General features: G+C 60.8%; 14 protein-coding genes. 11 read left to right on the forward strand and 3 right to left on the reverse strand.

Features of this window, described 5'->3' with window-relative positions; translation table 11 throughout:
• Positions 1 to 4: 4 nt before the first annotated feature.
• Complete coding sequence (locus FJ954_RS11270; RefSeq protein ID WP_140619102.1) at positions 5 to 859, reverse strand: hypothetical protein; 855 nt, start codon at positions 857 to 859, stop codon at positions 5 to 7.
• A 944-nt stretch (positions 860 to 1,803) separates the two neighbouring features.
• On the opposite strand from FJ954_RS11270, the gene FJ954_RS11275 reads away from it, so the two are divergent.
• From FJ954_RS11275 to FJ954_RS11305, 7 genes are all read left to right on the forward strand, one after another.
• Entirely contained in the window at positions 1,804 to 3,150 is a 1,347-nt protein-coding gene (locus FJ954_RS11275) for a family 1 glycosylhydrolase (RefSeq protein ID WP_140661335.1), read from the forward strand.
• A complete protein-coding gene (locus tag FJ954_RS11280) occupies positions 3,137 to 3,874 on the forward strand; it encodes an SDR family oxidoreductase (protein WP_140661336.1) in 738 nt (245 codons plus the stop codon). Before FJ954_RS11275 ends, FJ954_RS11280 begins: the two co-directional genes overlap by 14 nt.
• Positions 3,875 to 4,524: 650 nt before the next feature.
• Positions 4,525 to 5,580, forward strand: coding sequence for a sn-glycerol-3-phosphate ABC transporter ATP-binding protein UgpC (gene ugpC / locus FJ954_RS11285; RefSeq protein WP_140619096.1), 1,056 nt, complete (start codon positions 4,525 to 4,527; stop codon positions 5,578 to 5,580).
• A gap of 39 nt (positions 5,581 to 5,619) precedes the next feature.
• Entirely contained in the window at positions 5,620 to 6,948 is a 1,329-nt protein-coding gene (locus tag FJ954_RS11290; RefSeq protein WP_140619094.1) for an ABC transporter substrate-binding protein, read from the forward strand.
• A gap of 183 nt (positions 6,949 to 7,131) precedes the next feature.
• Positions 7,132 to 8,067 carry a sugar ABC transporter permease gene (locus FJ954_RS11295; protein WP_140661337.1) on the forward strand — a complete coding sequence of 312 codons (936 nt, stop codon included), beginning with the start codon at positions 7,132 to 7,134 and terminating at the stop codon, positions 8,065 to 8,067.
• Position 8,068: 1 nt separating this feature from the next.
• Entirely contained in the window at positions 8,069 to 8,965 is an 897-nt protein-coding gene (locus FJ954_RS11300; RefSeq protein WP_140619090.1) for a carbohydrate ABC transporter permease, read from the forward strand.
• 135 nt (positions 8,966 to 9,100) lie between these two features.
• Positions 9,101 to 11,161: an HWE histidine kinase domain-containing protein gene (locus tag FJ954_RS11305; RefSeq protein WP_140661338.1), complete on the forward strand. Its 2,061-nt coding sequence runs from the start codon at positions 9,101 to 9,103 to the stop codon at positions 11,159 to 11,161.
• 466 nt (positions 11,162 to 11,627) lie between these two features.
• On the opposite strand, the gene FJ954_RS11310 is transcribed toward FJ954_RS11305, so the two are convergent.
• A complete protein-coding gene (locus FJ954_RS11310; RefSeq protein ID WP_140619086.1) occupies positions 11,628 to 11,807 on the reverse strand; it encodes a hypothetical protein in 180 nt (59 codons plus the stop codon).
• 519 nt (positions 11,808 to 12,326) lie between these two features.
• Complete coding sequence (locus FJ954_RS11315) at positions 12,327 to 13,424, reverse strand: mandelate racemase/muconate lactonizing enzyme family protein (protein ID WP_140619085.1); 1,098 nt, start codon at positions 13,422 to 13,424, stop codon at positions 12,327 to 12,329.
• Between the two features lie 170 nt (positions 13,425 to 13,594).
• On the opposite strand from FJ954_RS11315, the gene FJ954_RS11320 reads away from it, so the two are divergent.
• The 4 genes from FJ954_RS11320 (at position 13,595) to FJ954_RS11335 (ending at position 18,639) form a co-directional block, all read left to right on the forward strand.
• Positions 13,595 to 14,344 carry an FCD domain-containing protein gene (locus FJ954_RS11320; RefSeq protein ID WP_224641807.1) on the forward strand — a complete coding sequence of 250 codons (750 nt, stop codon included), beginning with the start codon at positions 13,595 to 13,597 and terminating at the stop codon, positions 14,342 to 14,344.
• Positions 14,341 to 15,960, forward strand: coding sequence for a GMC family oxidoreductase (locus FJ954_RS11325; RefSeq protein WP_140661339.1), 1,620 nt, complete (start codon positions 14,341 to 14,343; stop codon positions 15,958 to 15,960). The genes FJ954_RS11320 and FJ954_RS11325 overlap by 4 nt, the downstream gene beginning before the upstream one ends.
• 99 nt (positions 15,961 to 16,059) lie before the next feature.
• A complete protein-coding gene (locus FJ954_RS11330) occupies positions 16,060 to 17,040 on the forward strand; it encodes an ABC transporter substrate-binding protein (RefSeq protein ID WP_140619081.1) in 981 nt (326 codons plus the stop codon).
• Positions 17,041 to 17,094: 54 nt separating this feature from the next.
• Positions 17,095 to 18,639, forward strand: a complete 1,545-nt coding sequence (locus FJ954_RS11335; RefSeq protein ID WP_140619079.1) for a sugar ABC transporter ATP-binding protein — start codon at positions 17,095 to 17,097, stop codon at positions 18,637 to 18,639.
• Position 18,640: the final 1 nt, after the last annotated feature.

Below are 18,640 nucleotides of genomic sequence, written 5' to 3' on the forward strand. Positions count from 1 at the left end.
CGGTTCACTGGCGCGGGTCGAGCCCTTTCGGTGGTCGGGTCGGCAGCAATGCGAGGGGAAGAGAGAGCGGGCCCAAGACAGCAGCCTGTTTCTGTTTTTCTCGCGAGCCCGGTTTGCGCCTCCATTCGACACCTGATCTGGGTGGTGCACGTGCAACCACACCTGCCGGCTTATGGATCATTCGCGAGCGCGCTGCAGCCGCAGGCCGGTTCCTGGTTGCGAGGTCGTCGATTGCCTCGCGCGCGGCACTCAGGCTCAGGGCCAGACCGGTCGCCCGTTCACGTTCTTCGTCCAGCGCCGCGCTTAACCCTACCGAGGTCCGGTTTGAAGCGTCACGTTCCTTGCGAACGACGTCGAGATCACGGGCAGCTGAATCGGCTCGTTTGCGTTCCAGTTCGAGCGCTTCTCCAGCTTGCCGTAGGCCTGCTTCGGCCGCCTCACGGTTCTTATTGGCGTTGGCCAGCTCGACGGCGGCGGCATTTGCGGCTGTCTTGAGGGCCTCGATGGTTCGGTGAGCCGTTGTGAGCTCTTGTCCCAAGAGCTCAACCTTGTGCCGTTGGTCGTCAAGAGCTTGCGTCACAGCAGTCTCGGGGAGGTGGTTGGAGCGTTGGGTTGCAGCGGCGGCGGCGGGCTTCTCACCGCCCCAGAGAGTGGCTTCGGCCCTGAAGCTTTCGATGGCGCGCTGCGCCGTCTGCAGATCGAGCGAAAGGGCTTCGTCCTTTTGCTGCTGCTCTTTTAGAGCTTGTGCTTGCTTGGCTAGCTCGGCTCGTGCGGCATCCAATTCGCGTCGTAACATCTCCTGATTTTCGCCGGGCAGCGTTTGCGCCTCTGTGTCGGGTGCCTGTGCTTGGCCGGCCACCAGCTCTCCAGGTGCGTGGGATCCGAACGCTCGCGCCGGTGTCTCGTCGGGCTCTTTGGCGACATTAACGTGTTCTGCAAATGCCTCCGACGAGCTGTCGCTGGCTGGGGGAGCCGCTGACGCGTCAGGCGCCCGCTGACTGTGTGCCGCAGATGCGAACAGCAAAACCAGGCATAGCGCAGAGAGGGTGAAAATGGCCCGGCCTGGACTTCCGCGCGTTGCGTGCGGCAAAAGCGAAGTCCATCGCCCAATCAAGCTGAACGCACCGAGGGGGGAAATCGCTCTCGTGCTCTGCCCATGACGCATCGCTGAACCTCAAGACCGCGGCCCTCACCGCATTGTATTTCCACCTGTTGAACATCCGCGCAGCCGAGCAAAAGCGCGAAGCCAGCGAAACATCAGCGCGCGCCAAAGCATCAGTTCGAACCTAACTGCTGGTTCCTTAGCTGCCATCATTCGAACGAACGGGAGATTCGTTCTTTAAGTGCGTGCCTTGCTTGGCTTCCCGCCTTGGCTCCAGCCCATTCCTTTGGCTGCTCCACTGTCGTGCAAAAAGGAGGGAGGCTGCCCTTGTGCCGAACCGGCGGGCTACGGCAAGGGTGTTTCGCGCCGCCGCCATAGCCGCCACCAGGACACCGTCGTCGTGACGAACGCGTTCCGCCAGTGGCCATCAGAGCACGCAGGCGGCAACAGTTATCCGCATCGTGTGGCCATCTCTTCGCTTGGGGGTTCCAGGACGAAATCACCTTCGGCGAAAATCCCCTCACTCGGCCACGTCAAGAAACTGAACACGCAGAACGCGGCATACCCGGCGAGACCCGCCACGCCATCCCGGTATTGGTCGCGTATCGCCAAGAAGCGCGATGACCTGCCGCCTGACCGGAACTGCGCTGCAACCTGGACGTTGGGAAATGGCTGCAGCTTGGCTGGCTCAGGACCCTTTCATGTTCAATTTCGTCTTTGCCACCGGCATTGAAAACAGCGCTCCCACGATTAGTGGAGGTCGGGAGCGTGTCGACGAAATGGAGAAATGTCGCTTCTACCAGCAATGGCGCACCGACTTCGAACTGCTCCAGGATCTGGGTCTTCGCTTCCTCCGCTACGGGCCTCCAATTCACAAGACTTGGCTGGGCGACGGACACTACGACTGGACCTTCGCCGATGAGACCTTCTCTGACCTGAAGGCTAAGGATATTCTTCCGATCGTCGACCTCTGCCATTTCGGCGTTCCGGACTGGGTGGGCAATTTCCAGAATCCGGATTTTCCGCGGCTATTTGAATGTTACGCGCGCGACTTCGCAACCCGCTTTCCTTGGATCCAGCTCTACACACCCGTCAATGAGATGTTCATCTGCGCCACCTTTTCAGCGCGCTGGGGTTGGTGGAACGAGCAACTGAGCACCGATGCCGCGTTCGTCACCGCTCTCAAGCATATCGTGAAGGGCAACGTGGTGGCGATGCGGGCGATCCTGCAAGTGAGGCCCGACGCTATTTTCATTCAAAGTGAATCCTCGGAATACTTCCACGCTGACTCCCCCGAGGCCATCGGCAAGGCGGAGCGCTTCAATAGCCAGCGTTTCCTATCGCTCGACCTCAATTACGGGCATGACGTCGACGCCCGTACGTATCGCTACCTGCTCGAAAACGGGATGACCGCGCAGGAGTACAGCTTCTTTCTGGAAAACCATTTGCGCAGGCATTGCGTGATGGGCACTGACTATTACCAGACCAACGAGCACCGGGTTTGGGCGGACGGAACCACGTCGGCTTCCGGCGAGGTGTTTGGCTATGACGAAATTACGCGCCAGTATTTCAACCGTTACCGCCTGCCTGTCATGCATACAGAGACAAACATTCGCGAAGGCCCGAACGGGGACGAAGCCGTTTACTGGTTGTGGAAGGAGTGGGCCAACGTGCTTAGGATCCGCAACGACGGCATACCGATCGTCGGATTCACCTGGTACTCGCTGACGGATCAGGTGGACTGGGACAGCGCCCTGCGCGAGAACAACGGAACGGTCAATGCGGTCGGCCTCTATGACTTGGACCGTAATCCCAGGGCGGTGGGAACCGCATATAAAGCGCTCATCGCTAACTGGAACAAGCTGCTCGCCACCCAAAGTGTGTGCCTGGCTTTGCCCGTCTTTTTGCCGTCCGAGCAGGACGACCCAAGTGTTCGCGCACAGCAGGACTATGCGCGGGGCCTTTTGCATGTGGACCGGATCGCTGAAGCTGGGGCCGAACCGCTCGAACCCTCCAAGGACAAGGTGAAACCCGATGCGCCTGGCTGACAAGAGTGCAATTGTGACCGGCGCTGCAAGCGGCATCGGGCTGGCCATCGCGACCCGCTTGGGCACCGAAGGCGCCCGCGTTGTCATAGCCGACCTAGTTGGAGCCAATGCGCAGGCGGCCGCACAGGCAGTCCGAAAAGCCGGCGCACCGGACACCGCCGTGTCGGCTGGCGACGTTTCAGACGAGGTTGCAGTCGCACAGTGCTGTCGACTGGCGCTGGCGCGATTCGGCAGGTTGGACATTATCGTCAACAACGCCGGCCTGATAATGTTCAAGCCTCTCGAGGCGTTCACCAGCGCGGACTGGCTGAAGGTGCTGAGTGTGGACCTGCTGGGGGCAGTCCATTTCACGCGTGAGGCATTCGCGCACATGACCAATGGCGGGTCGATCGTGAACATCTCAAGCGTGCACGCGCTTGAAACGACGCCGCATGTTGCCCCTTACGCAGCGGCGAAAGCCGCGCTGCTGTCGCTCACCCGGTCGACCGCGATCGAAGGCCGGGCGCGTGGCATACGCGCCAATGCTATCCTGCCAGGGGCCATCGACACACCGATGCTTTGGGAAAATCCGAACATCAAGTCCGGCGTCGAAACCATTAGCCCGGAAGATGTCGGCAAGCCCGAGCAGATTGCCGCGGCCGCCGCTTTCCTGGCTTCAGACGACGCCGCCTTTGTGAACGGCGCGGCGCTCAACGTGGATGGCGGCCGGTTGGCGCGGCTCTAGACGTGCACGCGGTATTGCTGCGGCACTGCGAAGCCAGGTCTCGCATGGATCACCCGCACCGGCGTGGACGGCGCGCGCGTGGGCAGGGAACAATCCTGGGCCCGGGCTCGAAGACAATCACATTGTCACGGCTGGAGAAAGGCTCGCATCAAGCTGGGCAGCCCAGATTGCATCCCTCAGCGCTCCGGCAGGAGCATCTCCGGACAGCGGCAGCGATGCGGACCAATGCCACGAAGGAGATCACGAGAGGCGCGATGGGCGGCATGAATGCGGACGAGCGGTCTCCAGCGGTCGGCCTACCAGGAGCCGAGCCTCGTCGGCCAACCAGCTCGCCGGCCGTCAGTCCATTCGATTGCCGTTGAGGTCGCCGCCACTGGCCGCCGCCTTGTTCCGCAATATTTGGAGAATCGGAGGTGCACAAGGATGGGACGGCGATGGCCGAGGAATGCTGCGTTTGTCCCGAGCGGCCGAGCGCCTCTCGAAACATTGAAAATTCGATCTAGATCACTGTGGCCCAGGGAGATCAGGCCGTGCTTTACACGCACTGCTGGTAGCGCTACCACTTCAGATGGAGGACGCGGCAAGACCGGAAGCTGCGTATGTGAAGTGGACGTCTTCTTGCAGGCGTCTAATCGCTCGGGAGGAAATCGATGGCGTCCGTTGCGATCCGCGATGTCTATAAGTCCTTCGGCGTCGCCGAGATTCTCCATGGCGTCGGCATCGACATAGAAGACGGCGAGTTCGTCACGCTCGTCGGCCCCTCGGGCTGTGGGAAGTCGACGCTGTTGCGCATGATCGCGGGCCTGGAGGGCATCACGCGCGGCGAGATCGCCATTGGTGGGCGCGTTGTCAACGCGGTCGCCCCCAAGGAGCGCGACATTGCCATGGTGTTCCAGAACTACGCGCTCTATCCACATATGACGGTGCGAGAGAATATGGCGTTCTCCCTGATGTTGAAGCGTGTCTCGAAGCAGGAGAGCGATGCCAAGGTTGCGCGTGCCGCGGAAATTCTCAACCTCACGCCGCTTCTGTCGCGCTATCCCCGGCAGCTTTCCGGCGGGCAGCGGCAGCGCGTGGCGATGGGCCGGGCGATCGTTCGCGACCCGCAGGTGTTCTTGTTCGACGAGCCCCTCTCCAATCTGGATGCCAAGCTGCGCGTGCAGATGCGCGCAGAGATCAAGGAACTGCACCAGCGCCTGAAGACCACGACCGTCTATGTCACTCACGACCAGATCGAGGCGATGACGATGGCCGACAAGATCGTCGTCATGCATGACGGCAATGTGGAGCAGATCGGGCGCCCGCTCGATCTTTATGACCGCCCCGACAATCTTTTCGTCGCGATGTTCATCGGCTCTCCAGCCATGAACATGCTGACAGGACGCATTGGCGCCAGCGGCTTTGAAGGCAGCTCCGGCGTCGCCGTACACTTGCCGCAGACGCCGAAAGGCCTGAATGGAGGTCGAGTGGTACTTGGCATCCGGCCAGAGCATCTGCGCCTCTGCGACCAGGGCTTTCCCGTCACCATCTCCGTCATCGAACCGACCGGGTCGGAGTTGCAGATCATCGGCCGCGCGCCTGGCGGCGAAGAGATCGTCGCGAATTTTCGGGAGCGCCACCCGTTCCAGCCGGGCCAAACCGTCAGGCTCGCCGCCGAACCAAGCCTGGTCCATCTCTTTGACGCAGATACGGGCCGCCGGCTTTGAATATGCCGAGGTTAGCCAATCAAACAGGAGGAAATGGCCATGAGATACACCAGAAGAGACGTGATCCGCACCAGCGCCGTTGCTGCGGCGGCCGGAGCAATCGGTAGCCGGCTGCTTGGCACGTCAGCCTTTGCCCAGGATGGGCCGAAATACACGCCCGAAAAGGGCGCCAAGCTCAGGCTCCTTCGCTGGTCACCATTCGTCCAGGGTGATGAGAACGCCTGGCTGGCGCAGACGAAGAAATTCACCGATGCCACCGGTGTCGAGGTGCGCGTCGACAAGGAGAGCTGGGAGGACATTCGTCCCAAAGCGGCGGTCGCCGCCAATGTCGGCTCGGGTCCTGACCTGATGTTCGTCTGGTTCGACGATCCGTTCCAATATCCCGACAAGCTCCTCGATGTGACCGATCTCGGAGATTATCTGGGCAAGAAATATGGCGGCTGGCACGAGGGCCCAAAGAGCTACGCCACCAAGGACGGCAAGTTCATCGGGCTGCCGCTGGCTACCATAGGCAACGCGATCGTCTACCGCGAGAGTTGGGTCAAGGAGGCCGGCTTTTCCGAGTTCCCGAAGGACACCGACAGCTTCCTCGAATTGTGCAAGGCTCTGCAAGCCAAGGGCCACCCAGCCGGCTTCACCCACGGCCACGGCGTCGGCGACGGCAACAACTACGCCCACTGGCTCTTATGGAGCCATGGCGGCAAGATGGTCGACGAGAACAGCAAGGTGGTGATCAACAGTCCCGAGACGCTGAAGGCGATCGAATATGCCCAGGCCCTCTACAAGACCTTCATCCCTGGCACCGAAAGCTGGCTCGACGTCAACAACAATCGTGCCTTCCTGGCCGGCGAGCTGTCGGTCATCGCCAACGGTATCTCGGCCTATGAAACAGCCAGGATCAACAAGGACAAGGATCCCAAGCTGGCTGAAATGGCCAAGGACATCCGCACGGCCAGCTTGCCGATCGGTCCGGTCGGCAAGGCGGTGGAGCTTTACCAGGTCACTTCGGCGGTGATCTTCAACTACACGCCCTATCCCAACGCGGCCAAGGCCTATCTGCAGTTCATGTTCGAGGAACCGCAGATGTCGGAATGGATCAAGGGCTCTTCCGGCTATTGCTGCCAGACCTTGAAGGCCTACGACGACAATCCGATCTGGAAGGCCGATCCAAACTATGCGCCCTATGCCAAGGCGTCAGCGACGCTGCGCAACAACGGCTACGCAGGGCCGCTCGGCTACGCGTCCGCCGCGACCATGGCCGACTATGTGCTGGTCGACATGTTCGCCAAGGCGGTGACTGGTCGGGCGACACCGCAGGAGGCAATGGAAGAGGCCGAAAAGCGCGCCAACAGGTATTACCGGGTGTAGTCTGGACGTCTTCTTCCATTCGCGGGGGAAGACGCTTGTTGTTTTCCAGTCGACCCCAGCAGGCGCCGCGACGTGCCGCCGAAAGGCACGCAAGGAGAGAGCTCGGACCAATGGGCCCGCGCGCCTGTAGTCCACGAAGGTCGAAGGACTGCTGCAACTCGATACCCGCCACAGGAGCCTTTCATGGCCGTGACAACCGCCGCCCCGCCCCGCCCTTCCTTCTTGTCGCGCATTGCCGAAAGCCGTGGCCTGCTCAGCTTTGGCTTTATGCTGCCGACAGTGGTGCTGCTGCTGGTCTTTCTGACCTATCCGCTCGGGCTGGGCGTCTGGCTCGGCTTTACCGACGCCCGCATCGGCAGGCCGGGCGTCTTCATCGGCCTGGAGAATTATGAATACCTCTGGGACGACAGCGTGTTCTGGCTGTCCGTGTTCAACACGCTTCTCTACACGGTGAGCGCGTCTATCCTGAAGTTCGCCCTCGGCCTTTGGCTGGCGTTGCTGCTCAACGAGAACCTGCCGTTCAAATCGTTTTTCCGCGCCGTGGTGCTTCTTCCCTGGGTGGTGCCGACAGTGCTATCGGCGATCGCCTTCTGGTGGATCTACGATTCGCAATTCTCGATCATCTCCTGGGCCCTCAAGCAGATGGGCCTCATCGACCACAACATCAACTTCCTTGGCGATCCGCAAAACGCGCGCGCTTCGGTGATCGCCGCTAATGTCTGGCGCGGCATTCCCTTCGTCGCCATAACGCTGCTTGCCGGCCTGCAGACGATCCCGCAATCACTCTACGAAGCCGCCACGCTGGACGGCGCCGGTCGATGGCAGCTGTTTCGTTATGTCACCTTGCCGCTGCTGACGCCGATCATCGCCATCACGATGACCTTTTCGGTACTGTTCACCTTCACCGATTTCCAGCTCATCTATGTGCTGACGCGCGGCGGCCCGGTGAACGCCACACATCTCATGGCGACGCTTTCTTTCCAACGTGGCATTTCGGGCGGGCAGCTCGGCGAAGGCGCAGCCATCGCCGTGGCGATGATCCCGTTCCTACTAGGCGCGATCCTGTTCAGCTATTTCGGCCTGCAGCGACGCAGATGGCAGCAAGGCGGCGGAGATTGAGATGGCTCTGACCGACCCCAAGGCCAACGCAGCCGGCGGCGACGAAGGTGGCATGAGCTATCTGCAAAGCATGCCGCGTCGCGTGGTCACGATCTATGTCCCGCTGGCCATATTTGTCATCGTGCTGCTCTTTCCCTTTTACTGGATGACGATCACCGCCATCAAACCCAACGCAGAAATGACGAGTTACGATACATCGAGCCCGTTCTGGGTCGTCCACCCGACCTTGCAGAACATCCGCTATCTGCTTTTCGAGACCTCCTATCCCGGCTGGCTGCTCAACACGACGATTATTGCGGTCGCCGCTACCGTGCTGTCGCTTGTCGCCGCGGTGTTGGCTGCTTATGCGATCGAGCGACTGCGTTTTTCCGGCTCGCGCCAGGTCGGGCTGGCCGTGTTCCTCGCCTATCTGGTCCCACCGTCCATCCTGTTCATTCCGCTGTCGGTGATGGTGTTTAATCTCGGGCTTTATGACACGCCCTTTGCCTTGATCCTGACTTATCCGACTTTCCTGGTGCCTTTCTGCACCTGGTTGCTGATGGGCTATTTCCGTTCCATTCCCTTCGAACTGGAGGAGTGCGCCCTCATCGACGGCGCCAGCCGCTGGCAAGTGCTAACCAAGATCGTGCTGCCGCTGTCGGTACCAGGGCTGATCTCGGCGGGTATCTTCGCCTTCACGCTGTCGTGGAATGAGTTCATCTACGCTCTCACCTTCATCCAGTCGTCCGAGAATAAGACCGTGCCGGTGGGCGTGCTGACCGAGCTGGTCCGCTCCGACGTTTACGAATGGGGTTCGCTTATGGCAGGCGCCCTGATCGGCTCGCTGCCGGTGGTGATCCTTTATTCCTTCTTCGTCGAGCACTACGTGTCGTCAATGACCGGCGCGGTCAAAGAGTAGCCCACGGCAGTGACCGGCGGCCATGGCACCTTATCGCGTGCGCCACGGCGCACCGGAAGCATTATATTCGCTTAAACTAACGCTTGCCGTTCGTGGCCCGCCGATTATGGTGAGGTTCCTGAGCCGGCACGGGATATGGACTTGCCTCGTCGATCAGTTCGATCGCATCTGCTTGCTTTGACCGCCGCCGCAGTTGTCCCGGTGTGGCTGTTTGCCGGCTATCTGCTAGGCCAATATGCCCTGCATGAACGATATCGTTTTGAGCAGGATGCCGTGCAAACGGCTCGCCAGGTGTCGCTCGTTGTAGAGGGCGAGCTGGCGAATCTCAAAACCATCCTCGACGGCCTGTCCAAATCCGCCGCGCTCGCCAGTGGCGATCTGCAAGCCTTTCACCGCGAGGCGCTCGATCTTGTCCACGGGACGGACCGGACGATCGTCCTGCGCGATCTTGGCGGCAATCAGCTGATGAACACCGAAATAGGCTACGGTGCCGCCTTGCCGTCAGTCGCACCTATAGCTTCTGTCAAGCGCGAGAAACTCAGCCGTTCCGGTGTTTTCGTCAGCGATGTCTTCAGCGGCAAAGGCTCGGGCGAATACCGCGTAGCTGTTGCCGTTCGGGTGCCCGCCCCGAAGGGGGAGGACCTGCTTCTTACGCTTTCTGTACCGACTGCCCGGATCCGCGATGTTCTGATGCCGGCGGTCCCGCAAGGATGGACTGTGGGCGTGGGAGATCGCGACGGAAATTACGTTGCACGTTCCAGGTTCCACGACGAATGGACCGGGAAGCGCGGATTGCCCGAATACGTGGAAAAGATAGTCGCGCGCTCGGGCTCATTCACGTCACGCAATTTCGAAGGGGAGACGCTGCTGGCGGGCTACTACAGGTCTCCGGACTCTGATTGGTTTTACACAGCAAACGTGCCGCTTGCAGCAGCGCAGGCGCCGCTCTGGCGCTCGCTTGCGGCGATCTGCGGGATAGGTCTCCTGTCGCTTCTTGTCTCGGTTGCTCTGGCATATTTCGTCGGCAAAGGATTCACCCGGGCCACCGCTGAACTGGCGACACGGGCCGAAGCGCTGGGTCACGGCCGCAGCGTCGAAGCCTTGTCGACCTCGGTTACGGAGTTCGCTGCCATCGCCCAGGCGATGGTGGATGCAGAGCGGGCGATCGCCGAACGGCGCTACGAGCTGGAGGCGGTGTTGGAGACAGCGCCGGCGGCAGTCTGGTTTACCTATGATCCGAAGGCTCTTCAGGTCATCCGCAACCGCTTCGCGGCAGAACTCATGGGCCTGCCGACAGACGCGCACAAAACCTTCGGCAGCCCCGACCTTGTCATCGACACGGTGGCCGTCAAGGACGGGCACATAGTGAGCCGCGAAGACCGCCCTCTTAGCCGCGCCATGCGCGGGCAGCTGACGGATCACGAAGAGTTCGTCTACACGTTGCCGTCAGGTGTCGAGCGCCTTCTACTTTCCAGCGCACGTCCAATTCGCAACCCCAGTGGCGGCATTATTGGCGCCGTTCAAATCAGCCTCGACATAACGGAGCGCAAACGCGGCGAGGAGCAGCTCAAATTGCTGACCAATGAGCTGAACCATCGCGTGAAGAATATCCTTGCCGTGGTTCAGTCCATTGCCTCCCAGACACTTCGCAACGCCACAAGCCTGGCTGAAGCAGGACGCACGCTCTCCAGCCGTCTCGTCTCGCTGGCCAAGGCCAACGACCTGCTTATTCAGCAGAACTGGAGTGGCGCCGACGTCAGGGATCTGATTGCCACATCGGTCAGCTCACACGCACCGATCGACCGCTTCGGGATTAGCGGCGAGTCGGTCTGGCTATCACCGAACGTCGCTCTTTCGGCCGCTCTGGCTTTTCATGAGCTTACGACGAATGCGCTCAAGTATGGAGCACTGTCGAACCAAACCGGCACGGTGTCGATTCATTGGAAGCTCGTCGGTCAAAAACAGCATCGCTGGCTCAATTTAGAATGGCGCGAACGGGGAGGTCCGCCCGTCGAACCGATCGAGCGAAAGGGCTTCGGCACGCAGCTCCTCGAGCGCGTGTTTGCGTCCGGCACGTCCGGACGCGTCACTCTGAAGTTCCACAAATCGGGACTGATCTGCACCATGCGAATGAATGCTGCGTCTGAGGTCAATCCCGCTGTGGACAACGGCGACAGCCGCAGAGGCGAAATGTAGAGATCTTCCTAGCGAAGCTCTCCCGGCTGCGCAGGAACGCGAAAGATCAACCCGTCTTTCGCATAGTTCGGTCGGCTGCCCAATCCGACGCATACACGATTGGTAAGGATGGGCCGGATTGAAATTAACGACCGCTTCGAGGCCAAGGTGTGCGGTCTTTCAGGTCGTGGACAAGTCAAACCACCCCGGCAAAGGCGCGAACGGATTAATGAGAGGGGGTCGATCACTGCTCCTCGTCTTCTTCCTGCGCACAGCTGTTCCAATCGAACGTTGCCCATTTCATGCATGTCGGTCGTGCACCGAACCGCCGCGATCACAGGCTTGCGCGCAGTGTGTGCCACCGTCGCCCGGCTCCCTGTCGAACGAATAGCCATTTCCGACTTCGATCTGGTCGCCAGGATTGGTCTTGAAAGCTTGCTCGATGGCGAGGTGCGAACCTAGCCACCCGAAGCGATTCGGTCGGCATCTATAGCGTTTCTTGCAATATGCGAATGTCGGCCTCGATCTTGATAACCACGCTCTTCAAGTAGCCGCGCTCTTGAAGAGCGAAACCATAATGCTTGTCGTCTTCCGGGATTGCTTCCAGGCGAAGGATCGCGGCGATTATGTCATCCCGCACCACGACTAGGCTCTTGATCGGGTCCATGTCACCCCCAATGCTTTGCTTGAGCATATCGGAGTTTTGACCGGATCGCGACGTCGAGATTTTGCCGCCTAAGTTTCGAGGCGTGACATTGACAAGCTGGTTTTGCGATCGCCGACTTCGCTGGTGGCCTGCTTTGCGGTCGCGCTCCTCGCCACGAGGCGCCCGTTGTCCGTCTCCGAGCCACCTTTCGGAACAGGAGCTCTGGGCGAACCCGGAGACGGTCCTTCTCGTCGGTGAAACTGGAGAATACCTCTTTCCGCCCCCTCTTTGAAAAGCGCCCTTGCGTGATGTGATTTGGCGAAGGCGAGCAGCTGGCCAGACGTACCTGATGAATCGGTAAGCCGAAGGTGGCCGGCGCCGGGTGGGAGCTGGGTGGCGTGGTTGGCGCCGGCCGAGCGGAATCAGGTCCGCCGCCAAAGCAATATCGCCCATATCGAGGCCCCCGGCTATTACGTGAACGCGCAAGGCCACGCTATCGCCAACTGGGATGCTAGGGTGGAGCGTTCACCTGCATGCCAGCTAAGCGGCGCTGGCTGCCGACAATTTTTGCCAGTCGAATAGCACACCGACGCCCGCCTCGTCGGGTGCCACTGCTAGCCCGCCATGAAGCACCAAGGGCCTGGTTGTATAGGAGTCGATGTCGAAACTGTGCGCTTCGACCCACCCGGCATTCTCCTGGCCAGCGACGAGGCTGACGTGAAGTTCCTGCATGCCGTGGCTGCACACCGGCACCCCGGCCTTGCGTGAACGGTGAGCGACCCGCAGCCAGCCGGTGACGCCACCGCAATTCGAGGCATCCGGTTGGATATAGGACAGCCTCGACCACGCAAAGGCGTGCTCGAACTCCTCAATCACGTGCAGATTCTCTCCCATCGCGAGCGGCATGCCAGTTGCCTGCGCGATGGTCGCGTAACCTTCATAGTCGTCGGGAATGATAGGCTCCTCGAACCATAATATGTCATAGGGCGCGAAAGCCTTTGCCGCTTCGATCGCGCGCGGAACATCCAACGCGTAGTTCGCATCCACCATCAACGGCGTATCAGGTCCGATACGCTCCCGGACGGCTCTCACGCGGGCCACATCTTCGGCAAGGTTGTCCTTACCTACCTTGATCTTCACTGCCGTGAAGCCTGCCTGGAGATAAGATTCGATGTTGGAAAGGAGCTGATCAAGGGTGAGATTCAGGTCGATGCCGCCGCGATACACCTTCGCAGTTCGGCCTGCTCCGCCTGCCATCTTCCAGAGCGGAAGGCCCGTCCGCAGGCCCTTGAGATCCCATAAAGCTATATCGACCGCCGAAATTGCAAAGGAAGCGATGCCGCCGCGCCCGACATAGTGAATATGCCACAACATGCCGTCGTAGACGGCATCTATGTCAGCGGCGTCGCGCCCAAGCAAAAAGGGCGTCAGATCACGCTCGATGAGGGCGCGGATGGCATGGCCGCCCTTGCCGCCCGTGTAAGTATAGCCGGTACCCTCGCTGCCATCGGTAAGCCTGACAGTCACGGTCACCAGTTCGAAATGGGTGTGGGCGCCATGCTTGGCATCGCTCATCTCTTCGCGCAGTGGCACACGGAACAGCCGTGTCTCGACGCCCTGGATTGCCGTGCTGCTCACATCGGAGTCCTCTTGTGCGTGTGAATTTGGTACGACCATAATTGCATCAGAAATGGCCTAACTGCAACGTTAAAGCCGGGCAGCCGCCATTTTGGTCCGACGAAATATCGTAGCTGCTTGTGCTTTGGTCCGATTTGCGCCTTAATGGAGGTGCGACATGGAGATCAGGCTTGCTGCAGACGGAACAGCATCGGGGAGCGCCGGCGATGGTCGGATCTGCTCGCGCGGCCGACATCATGGTAGCGGGCATCGAGCGCGACATCATTTCCGGAAAGCTTGATGATGGCAGCTATCTGCCGGCTGAGCGGGAACTCATGGCGCTATACGGCGTGGGACGTGGCGTGGTGCGCGAAGCAATCGCCCGGCTGGCAAGCCGGGGGCTAGTCGAAGCGCGCCCCCGCTTTCGCCCGGTGGCCCGTCGTCCGGGGCTCGATACAGCCCTTGGCGCGCTGGAAGGCATGGTCGGCCACTTGTTGGTCGATAAGGCCGGCGTGAAAACCCTGTACGACATGCGCGTCTTCCTGGAAGCGGCCTTGGCTCGCAGTGCCGCGATCAGCGCCCGCAAGGACGATGTCGCAGCGCTCAGGGCGGCACTTGCGGTGAACGAGGCCGCGATACCGGACTCCGAGAACTTCTATGCCACCGATGTGGCGTTTCACGCGGTGCTTTACGACATCGCGCGCAACCCGGTGTTGCCCGCCGTGCATAAGGCGTTTACCGCCTGGCTCTCCCCGCATTGGCTGCGCATGCCGAGATCGCCTGAGCGCAATCGGGTGAATTTCCTCAGCCATCGTGACATCTGTGCCGCGATCATCGAGCGTGACCCCGATGGTGCCGAGCGGGCCCTGCTCAACCATCTTGCCTCGGCATGGGAATATGTCCGCGGAACCTTTGAAACACCTGACGGACAGGAAGGATGACGAGGTCCTACGATCATATTGTCGTGGGAGGCGGAGCGTCGGGCTGCGTTGTAGCGGCCAGACTGGTGAGAGCGGGCCGGCGGGTTCTCTTGCTGGAGGCTGGGCATTCGCACCGCCATCCGCTGCTCGACATGCCGCCCGGCATTTTTAAGATGATCAACGGCTCAAAATTCATGAGCTATCATCGCACCGAACCTCAGGCGCACCTCGACGGCCGCGTCCACGAAATCTCGCAAGGCAACGTGCTGGGTGGCGGTACTTCGGTCAACGCCCAGGTCTACATGCGCGGCCGGCCCGCAGATTATGACGAATGGGATGAATTGCTGCGTGGCAACAATGCCGGTATCCGCTGGAACTGGCAGGCCGTGCTGCCGCATTTCACCGGCATGGAAGGTAACAACCGCCTTGGCGGCGAGTTGCACGGAACCGCCGGCCCCCTGCTTGTCTCCGACCCCGGTTATATTGACGATGTTTCGCGCTGGTTCGTGCAGGCGCTGCAAGGGCTGGGACTGCCCTACAACCATGATTTCAACGGAGCTTCGCAGCGCGGCGTAGGCTTCTACCAGTTCACGAACCGCGGTGGAAAACGCAGCAGTGCCGCCTATGCGTTCATCGAGCCTCTATTGCGTGATCCCAGGCTCACCCTGAGACTGAATTGTGCGGTCAGCCGCGTGATGATCGAAAACGAGCGCGCCAGAGGAGTCGCCTATGTGGATTCCTCTGGCACAGAACACACCGCCTATGCCGACGGCGACGTCATCATCTCATCAGGCGCGCTGATTTCGCCGAAACTTCTCATGCTGTCGGGCGTCGGCCCCGCCGATGCGCTTGCGCAGCATGGCATCGCCTGTACAGCCGACTTGCCAGGGGTCGGCGAGAACCTGATCGACCATCCTGAGGTGCCGATCATCGCCACCACCAACGGATCCTATGGCTACTTCAAGCAGGGCCAAGGCTGGCGAATGGTCAGAAACGGTCTGCAGTTCAAGCTTTTCGGCACCGGCACGATCCTGTCTGCTGGCGTCGAGGCGGGAGCTTTCGTCAATCCTGCCGATCCCGAAGGCGAGCCGACGATCCAAGCATTTTGCGTGCCGCACGTGTACCTGGACCGCGACATCCTCACGCTGGTCGCCAATACCTATGGGCTGACCGTAACGACGGTGGTTGTGAAGCCAAAGTCGCGCGGCTTTGTGAAGCTTCGTTCGGCAAATCCAAAGGACATGCCGGTCGTTTCTCCTCATTTGCTCGCACACCCAGAGGACATGAAGGAGATGATCTCGGGCCAGCGCTATTTCCTCGAGGCATTCCGAACGAAACCGCTGGCTGATCGCGTGAAGGCCATAGCCGTGCCGGCAGGCAATGAAGACAGTGACGAGGCTTTAGCGAAGCACTGCAAGCGGTTCGTCAAGACGAACTACCATCCGGCCGGGACCTGTCGGATGGGCCCCGACAGCGATCGGATGGCGGTGCTGGACGCTGGGATGCGCGTGCGCGGGATTGACAATCTGCGGGTCGCGGACATGTCGGCCTGTCCTAACATCAATGCCGGCAACACGGCCGCGCCGGCGATGATGCTGGGCGACCGCTGCGCCGACTTCATCCTGGAGGCGGCATAGCGGCCAAGGAAATCCAAAGGCAAAGCGGGCAGCCGCCAATGCAAGGATGGTGAGGAACATTCACAGTCGTCAAAAACGACAAATCAAGGAGGAAAGAGCATGATCATTACCCGTCGGAAATTGTTAATAGGCTCCGCCGTTGGCGCCGCGGCACTCACACTAGGATCGCGGGCCTTCGCGGCGCTTCCGCCACTTGCCAAAAAGGACAAGTACAAGGTCGGCTTCGCGCAGACGGAAAGCAACAATCCCTGGCGGCTGGCCGAGACCAAGAGCATGCACGACGAGGCCGCGAAGCTCGGCCATCAGTTGGTCTACACCGACGCAGCCGGGTCGTCTGCAAAGCAGGCCGCCGACGTAAACTCGATGATCGCACAGGGCGTCGACGCTATCTTCTTGCCTCCGCGCGAGGACAAACCGCTGGTGCCGGTCGTCCTAGCCGCCCGCGATGCCGGCATCCCGGTCTTCCTGATCGATCGGGACGTCGACCATACGATGGCAAAGCCCGGCGAGGACTATGTCTGCTTCATCGGTTCCGATTTCATCGAGGAGGCAACCCGCATCGGCGAATGGCTGGTCAAGAACGCCAACGGTAAATCGAAGATCATCGAACTCGAAGGCACGACTGGCGCGTCGGCAGCGACCGACCGAAAGAAGGGCTTCGACGATTTCATCGCGAAGCACTCGGAATTCAAGATTTTGGCGTCCCAGTCGGGCGACTTCGCCCGCGACAAGGGCCGCCAGGTGGCCGAGACGCTGCTCCAGGCGCATCCCGACGCCGACATTATTTATGCCCACAACGACGAGATGGCCCTGGGGGCCATTGCCGCCTTGGAAGCTGCCGGCAAGGCCCCGGGCAAGGACGTCCTGATCTTGTCGATCGACGGGGAAAAAGAAGGCGTGCAGGCGATCATCGACGGTAAAATCGGCGCTATTTGCGCATGCAGCCCACTGTTTGGGCCGAAGGCGTTCGCCACCATGGCCGACTACGCCGCCGGCAAGAAAATCCCGCCCTTCATCAAGAACGAAGATCACTTCTTTGACGCCACCAACGCCAAGAAGGATTTCGACATCGCGTTTTGATTGCACTTTCATGGCCTGCCCACATCCGCGGGCGGGCCATTCGGAGCTTGGCCCATGACCGCTCAGCCGGTTGAATCCGCTCGGTTGCTTTTGGATATGCGCGAAATCCAGAAGAAATTTGCCGGCATCCCGGCGCTGACCGAGGCCACGCTTCAGGTCCGTGCGGGTGAAGTCCACGCCCTCATCGGCCAGAACGGGGCGGGGAAATCCACCCTGATCAAGGTGCTTACGGGCTACCATCGCAAGGACGCCGGCGTGGCCCTTTTCCAAGGCCGTCCATTCGAGGCCGGCTCGCCGCACGAGGCGCAGCTCAGTGGCATCAGCACCATCTACCAGGAGGTCAATCTCGTCCCGCTGCGCTCGGTGGCCGAGAATATTTGCCTCGGTCGTGAGAAACGCCGCTACGGCCTCTTGGACTGGTCTGCCATGAACGCGGATGCGGAACGCCTGCTTAGCCGGTTCTCGATCCTCATTGACGTGCGCCGTCCGCTCGGCGATTTCAACACCGCCACCCAGCAGATGGTGGCGATCGCCCGAGCAATCGGCTTTTCGGCCCGGCTCGTCATTATGGACGAGCCGACCTCTTCCCTTGACGAGCGTGAGGTTGCGGTTCTGTTCAACGTGATCCGGCAGTTGAAGGCCGAGGGCGTCTCCGTCATTTTCGTCAGCCACAAGCTCGACGAGCTCTTCGAGGTTTGCGATCGGGTTACGATCATGCGCGATGGCCGGACGGTGCGAAGCGCTGAGATGGAGGACATCAGCAAGCTCGAGCTGGTGGCGGCGATGCTCGGCCGCGATGTCTCCGTGGTCGAGGGTCACGCAACAGCCTTCGGCGAGCGCGATCGCTCCAAGCTAGGCGATGTGTTGTTTTCCGCGCGCGGCCTTGCCGCCGGACAGTCGGTACGCCGTGTAAGCTTCGACGTACGTCGTGGCGAAATTGCAGGCTTTGCGGGCCTGCTTGGCGCCGGCCGCACCGAAACAGCGCGGCTTGTTTTTGGGGCCGACCCCCTCAGCGCCGGTGACATGACGATAGAGAACTCGCCTTACCGCCCTGCCGGCCCGGCCGATGCCATCGCCGCGGGCATGGGCTTCTGCACCGAGGACCGCAAGGCCGAGGGCATCGTGCCGGAAATGACGGTGGCGGAGAATGTCACACTTGCGCTGCTGCCGAAGATCAGCCGCAACGGTGTCCTGAACGAGACGCGGCAGCGTGAAATCGTCGAGCGGTTCATCCGCGAACTTGGCATCAAATGTTCCGGCCCGAACCAGAGGGTTCGCGAACTCTCCGGCGGAAATCAGCAGAAGGTCCTGCTTGCCCGCTGGTTGGCGATGAATCCGAAGCTGCTTATCCTTGACGAGCCGACGCGCGGCATCGACGTCGGTGCAAAGGGCGAGATCCAGCGTCTCATCCGACGGCTCGCCGATGAGGGATTGGGAGTTTTGATGATCTCCTCTGAACTGGAAGAAGTCATCGAGGGCGCGGACCGCATTTTCGTCTTGCGCGAAGGTATCAGCGTGGCCGAGCTAGAAGGCGATGCCGCCAACGAAAAGGACGTCATCGCAGCCATGGCGCATGGCGGTTCACCGGCGGAGGTGTAAG

The organism is Mesorhizobium sp. B2-3-15 (genome assembly GCF_006442875.1).
Classification (GTDB): domain Bacteria; phylum Pseudomonadota; class Alphaproteobacteria; order Rhizobiales; family Rhizobiaceae; genus Mesorhizobium; species Mesorhizobium australicum.

Coding starts and splice junctions, on each gene's coding strand:
- FJ954_RS11310 (WP_140619086.1), bottom strand. CDS start 11,807: ATGGACCCGATCAAGAGCCTAGTCGTGGTGCGGGATGACATAATCGCC.
- ugpC (WP_140619096.1), top strand. CDS start 4,525: ATGGCGTCCGTTGCGATCCGCGATGTCTATAAGTCCTTCGGCGTCGCC.
- FJ954_RS11325 (WP_140661339.1), top strand. CDS start 14,341: ATGACGAGGTCCTACGATCATATTGTCGTGGGAGGCGGAGCGTCGGGC.
- FJ954_RS11290 (WP_140619094.1), top strand. CDS start 5,620: ATGAGATACACCAGAAGAGACGTGATCCGCACCAGCGCCGTTGCTGCG.
- FJ954_RS11300 (WP_140619090.1), top strand. CDS start 8,069: ATGGCTCTGACCGACCCCAAGGCCAACGCAGCCGGCGGCGACGAAGGT.
- FJ954_RS11295 (WP_140661337.1), top strand. CDS start 7,132: ATGGCCGTGACAACCGCCGCCCCGCCCCGCCCTTCCTTCTTGTCGCGC.
- FJ954_RS11275 (WP_140661335.1), top strand. CDS start 1,804: ATGTTCAATTTCGTCTTTGCCACCGGCATTGAAAACAGCGCTCCCACG.
- FJ954_RS11280 (WP_140661336.1), top strand. CDS start 3,137: ATGCGCCTGGCTGACAAGAGTGCAATTGTGACCGGCGCTGCAAGCGGC.
- FJ954_RS11330 (WP_140619081.1), top strand. CDS start 16,060: ATGATCATTACCCGTCGGAAATTGTTAATAGGCTCCGCCGTTGGCGCC.
- FJ954_RS11335 (WP_140619079.1), top strand. CDS start 17,095: ATGACCGCTCAGCCGGTTGAATCCGCTCGGTTGCTTTTGGATATGCGC.
- FJ954_RS11305 (WP_140661338.1), top strand. CDS start 9,101: ATGGACTTGCCTCGTCGATCAGTTCGATCGCATCTGCTTGCTTTGACC.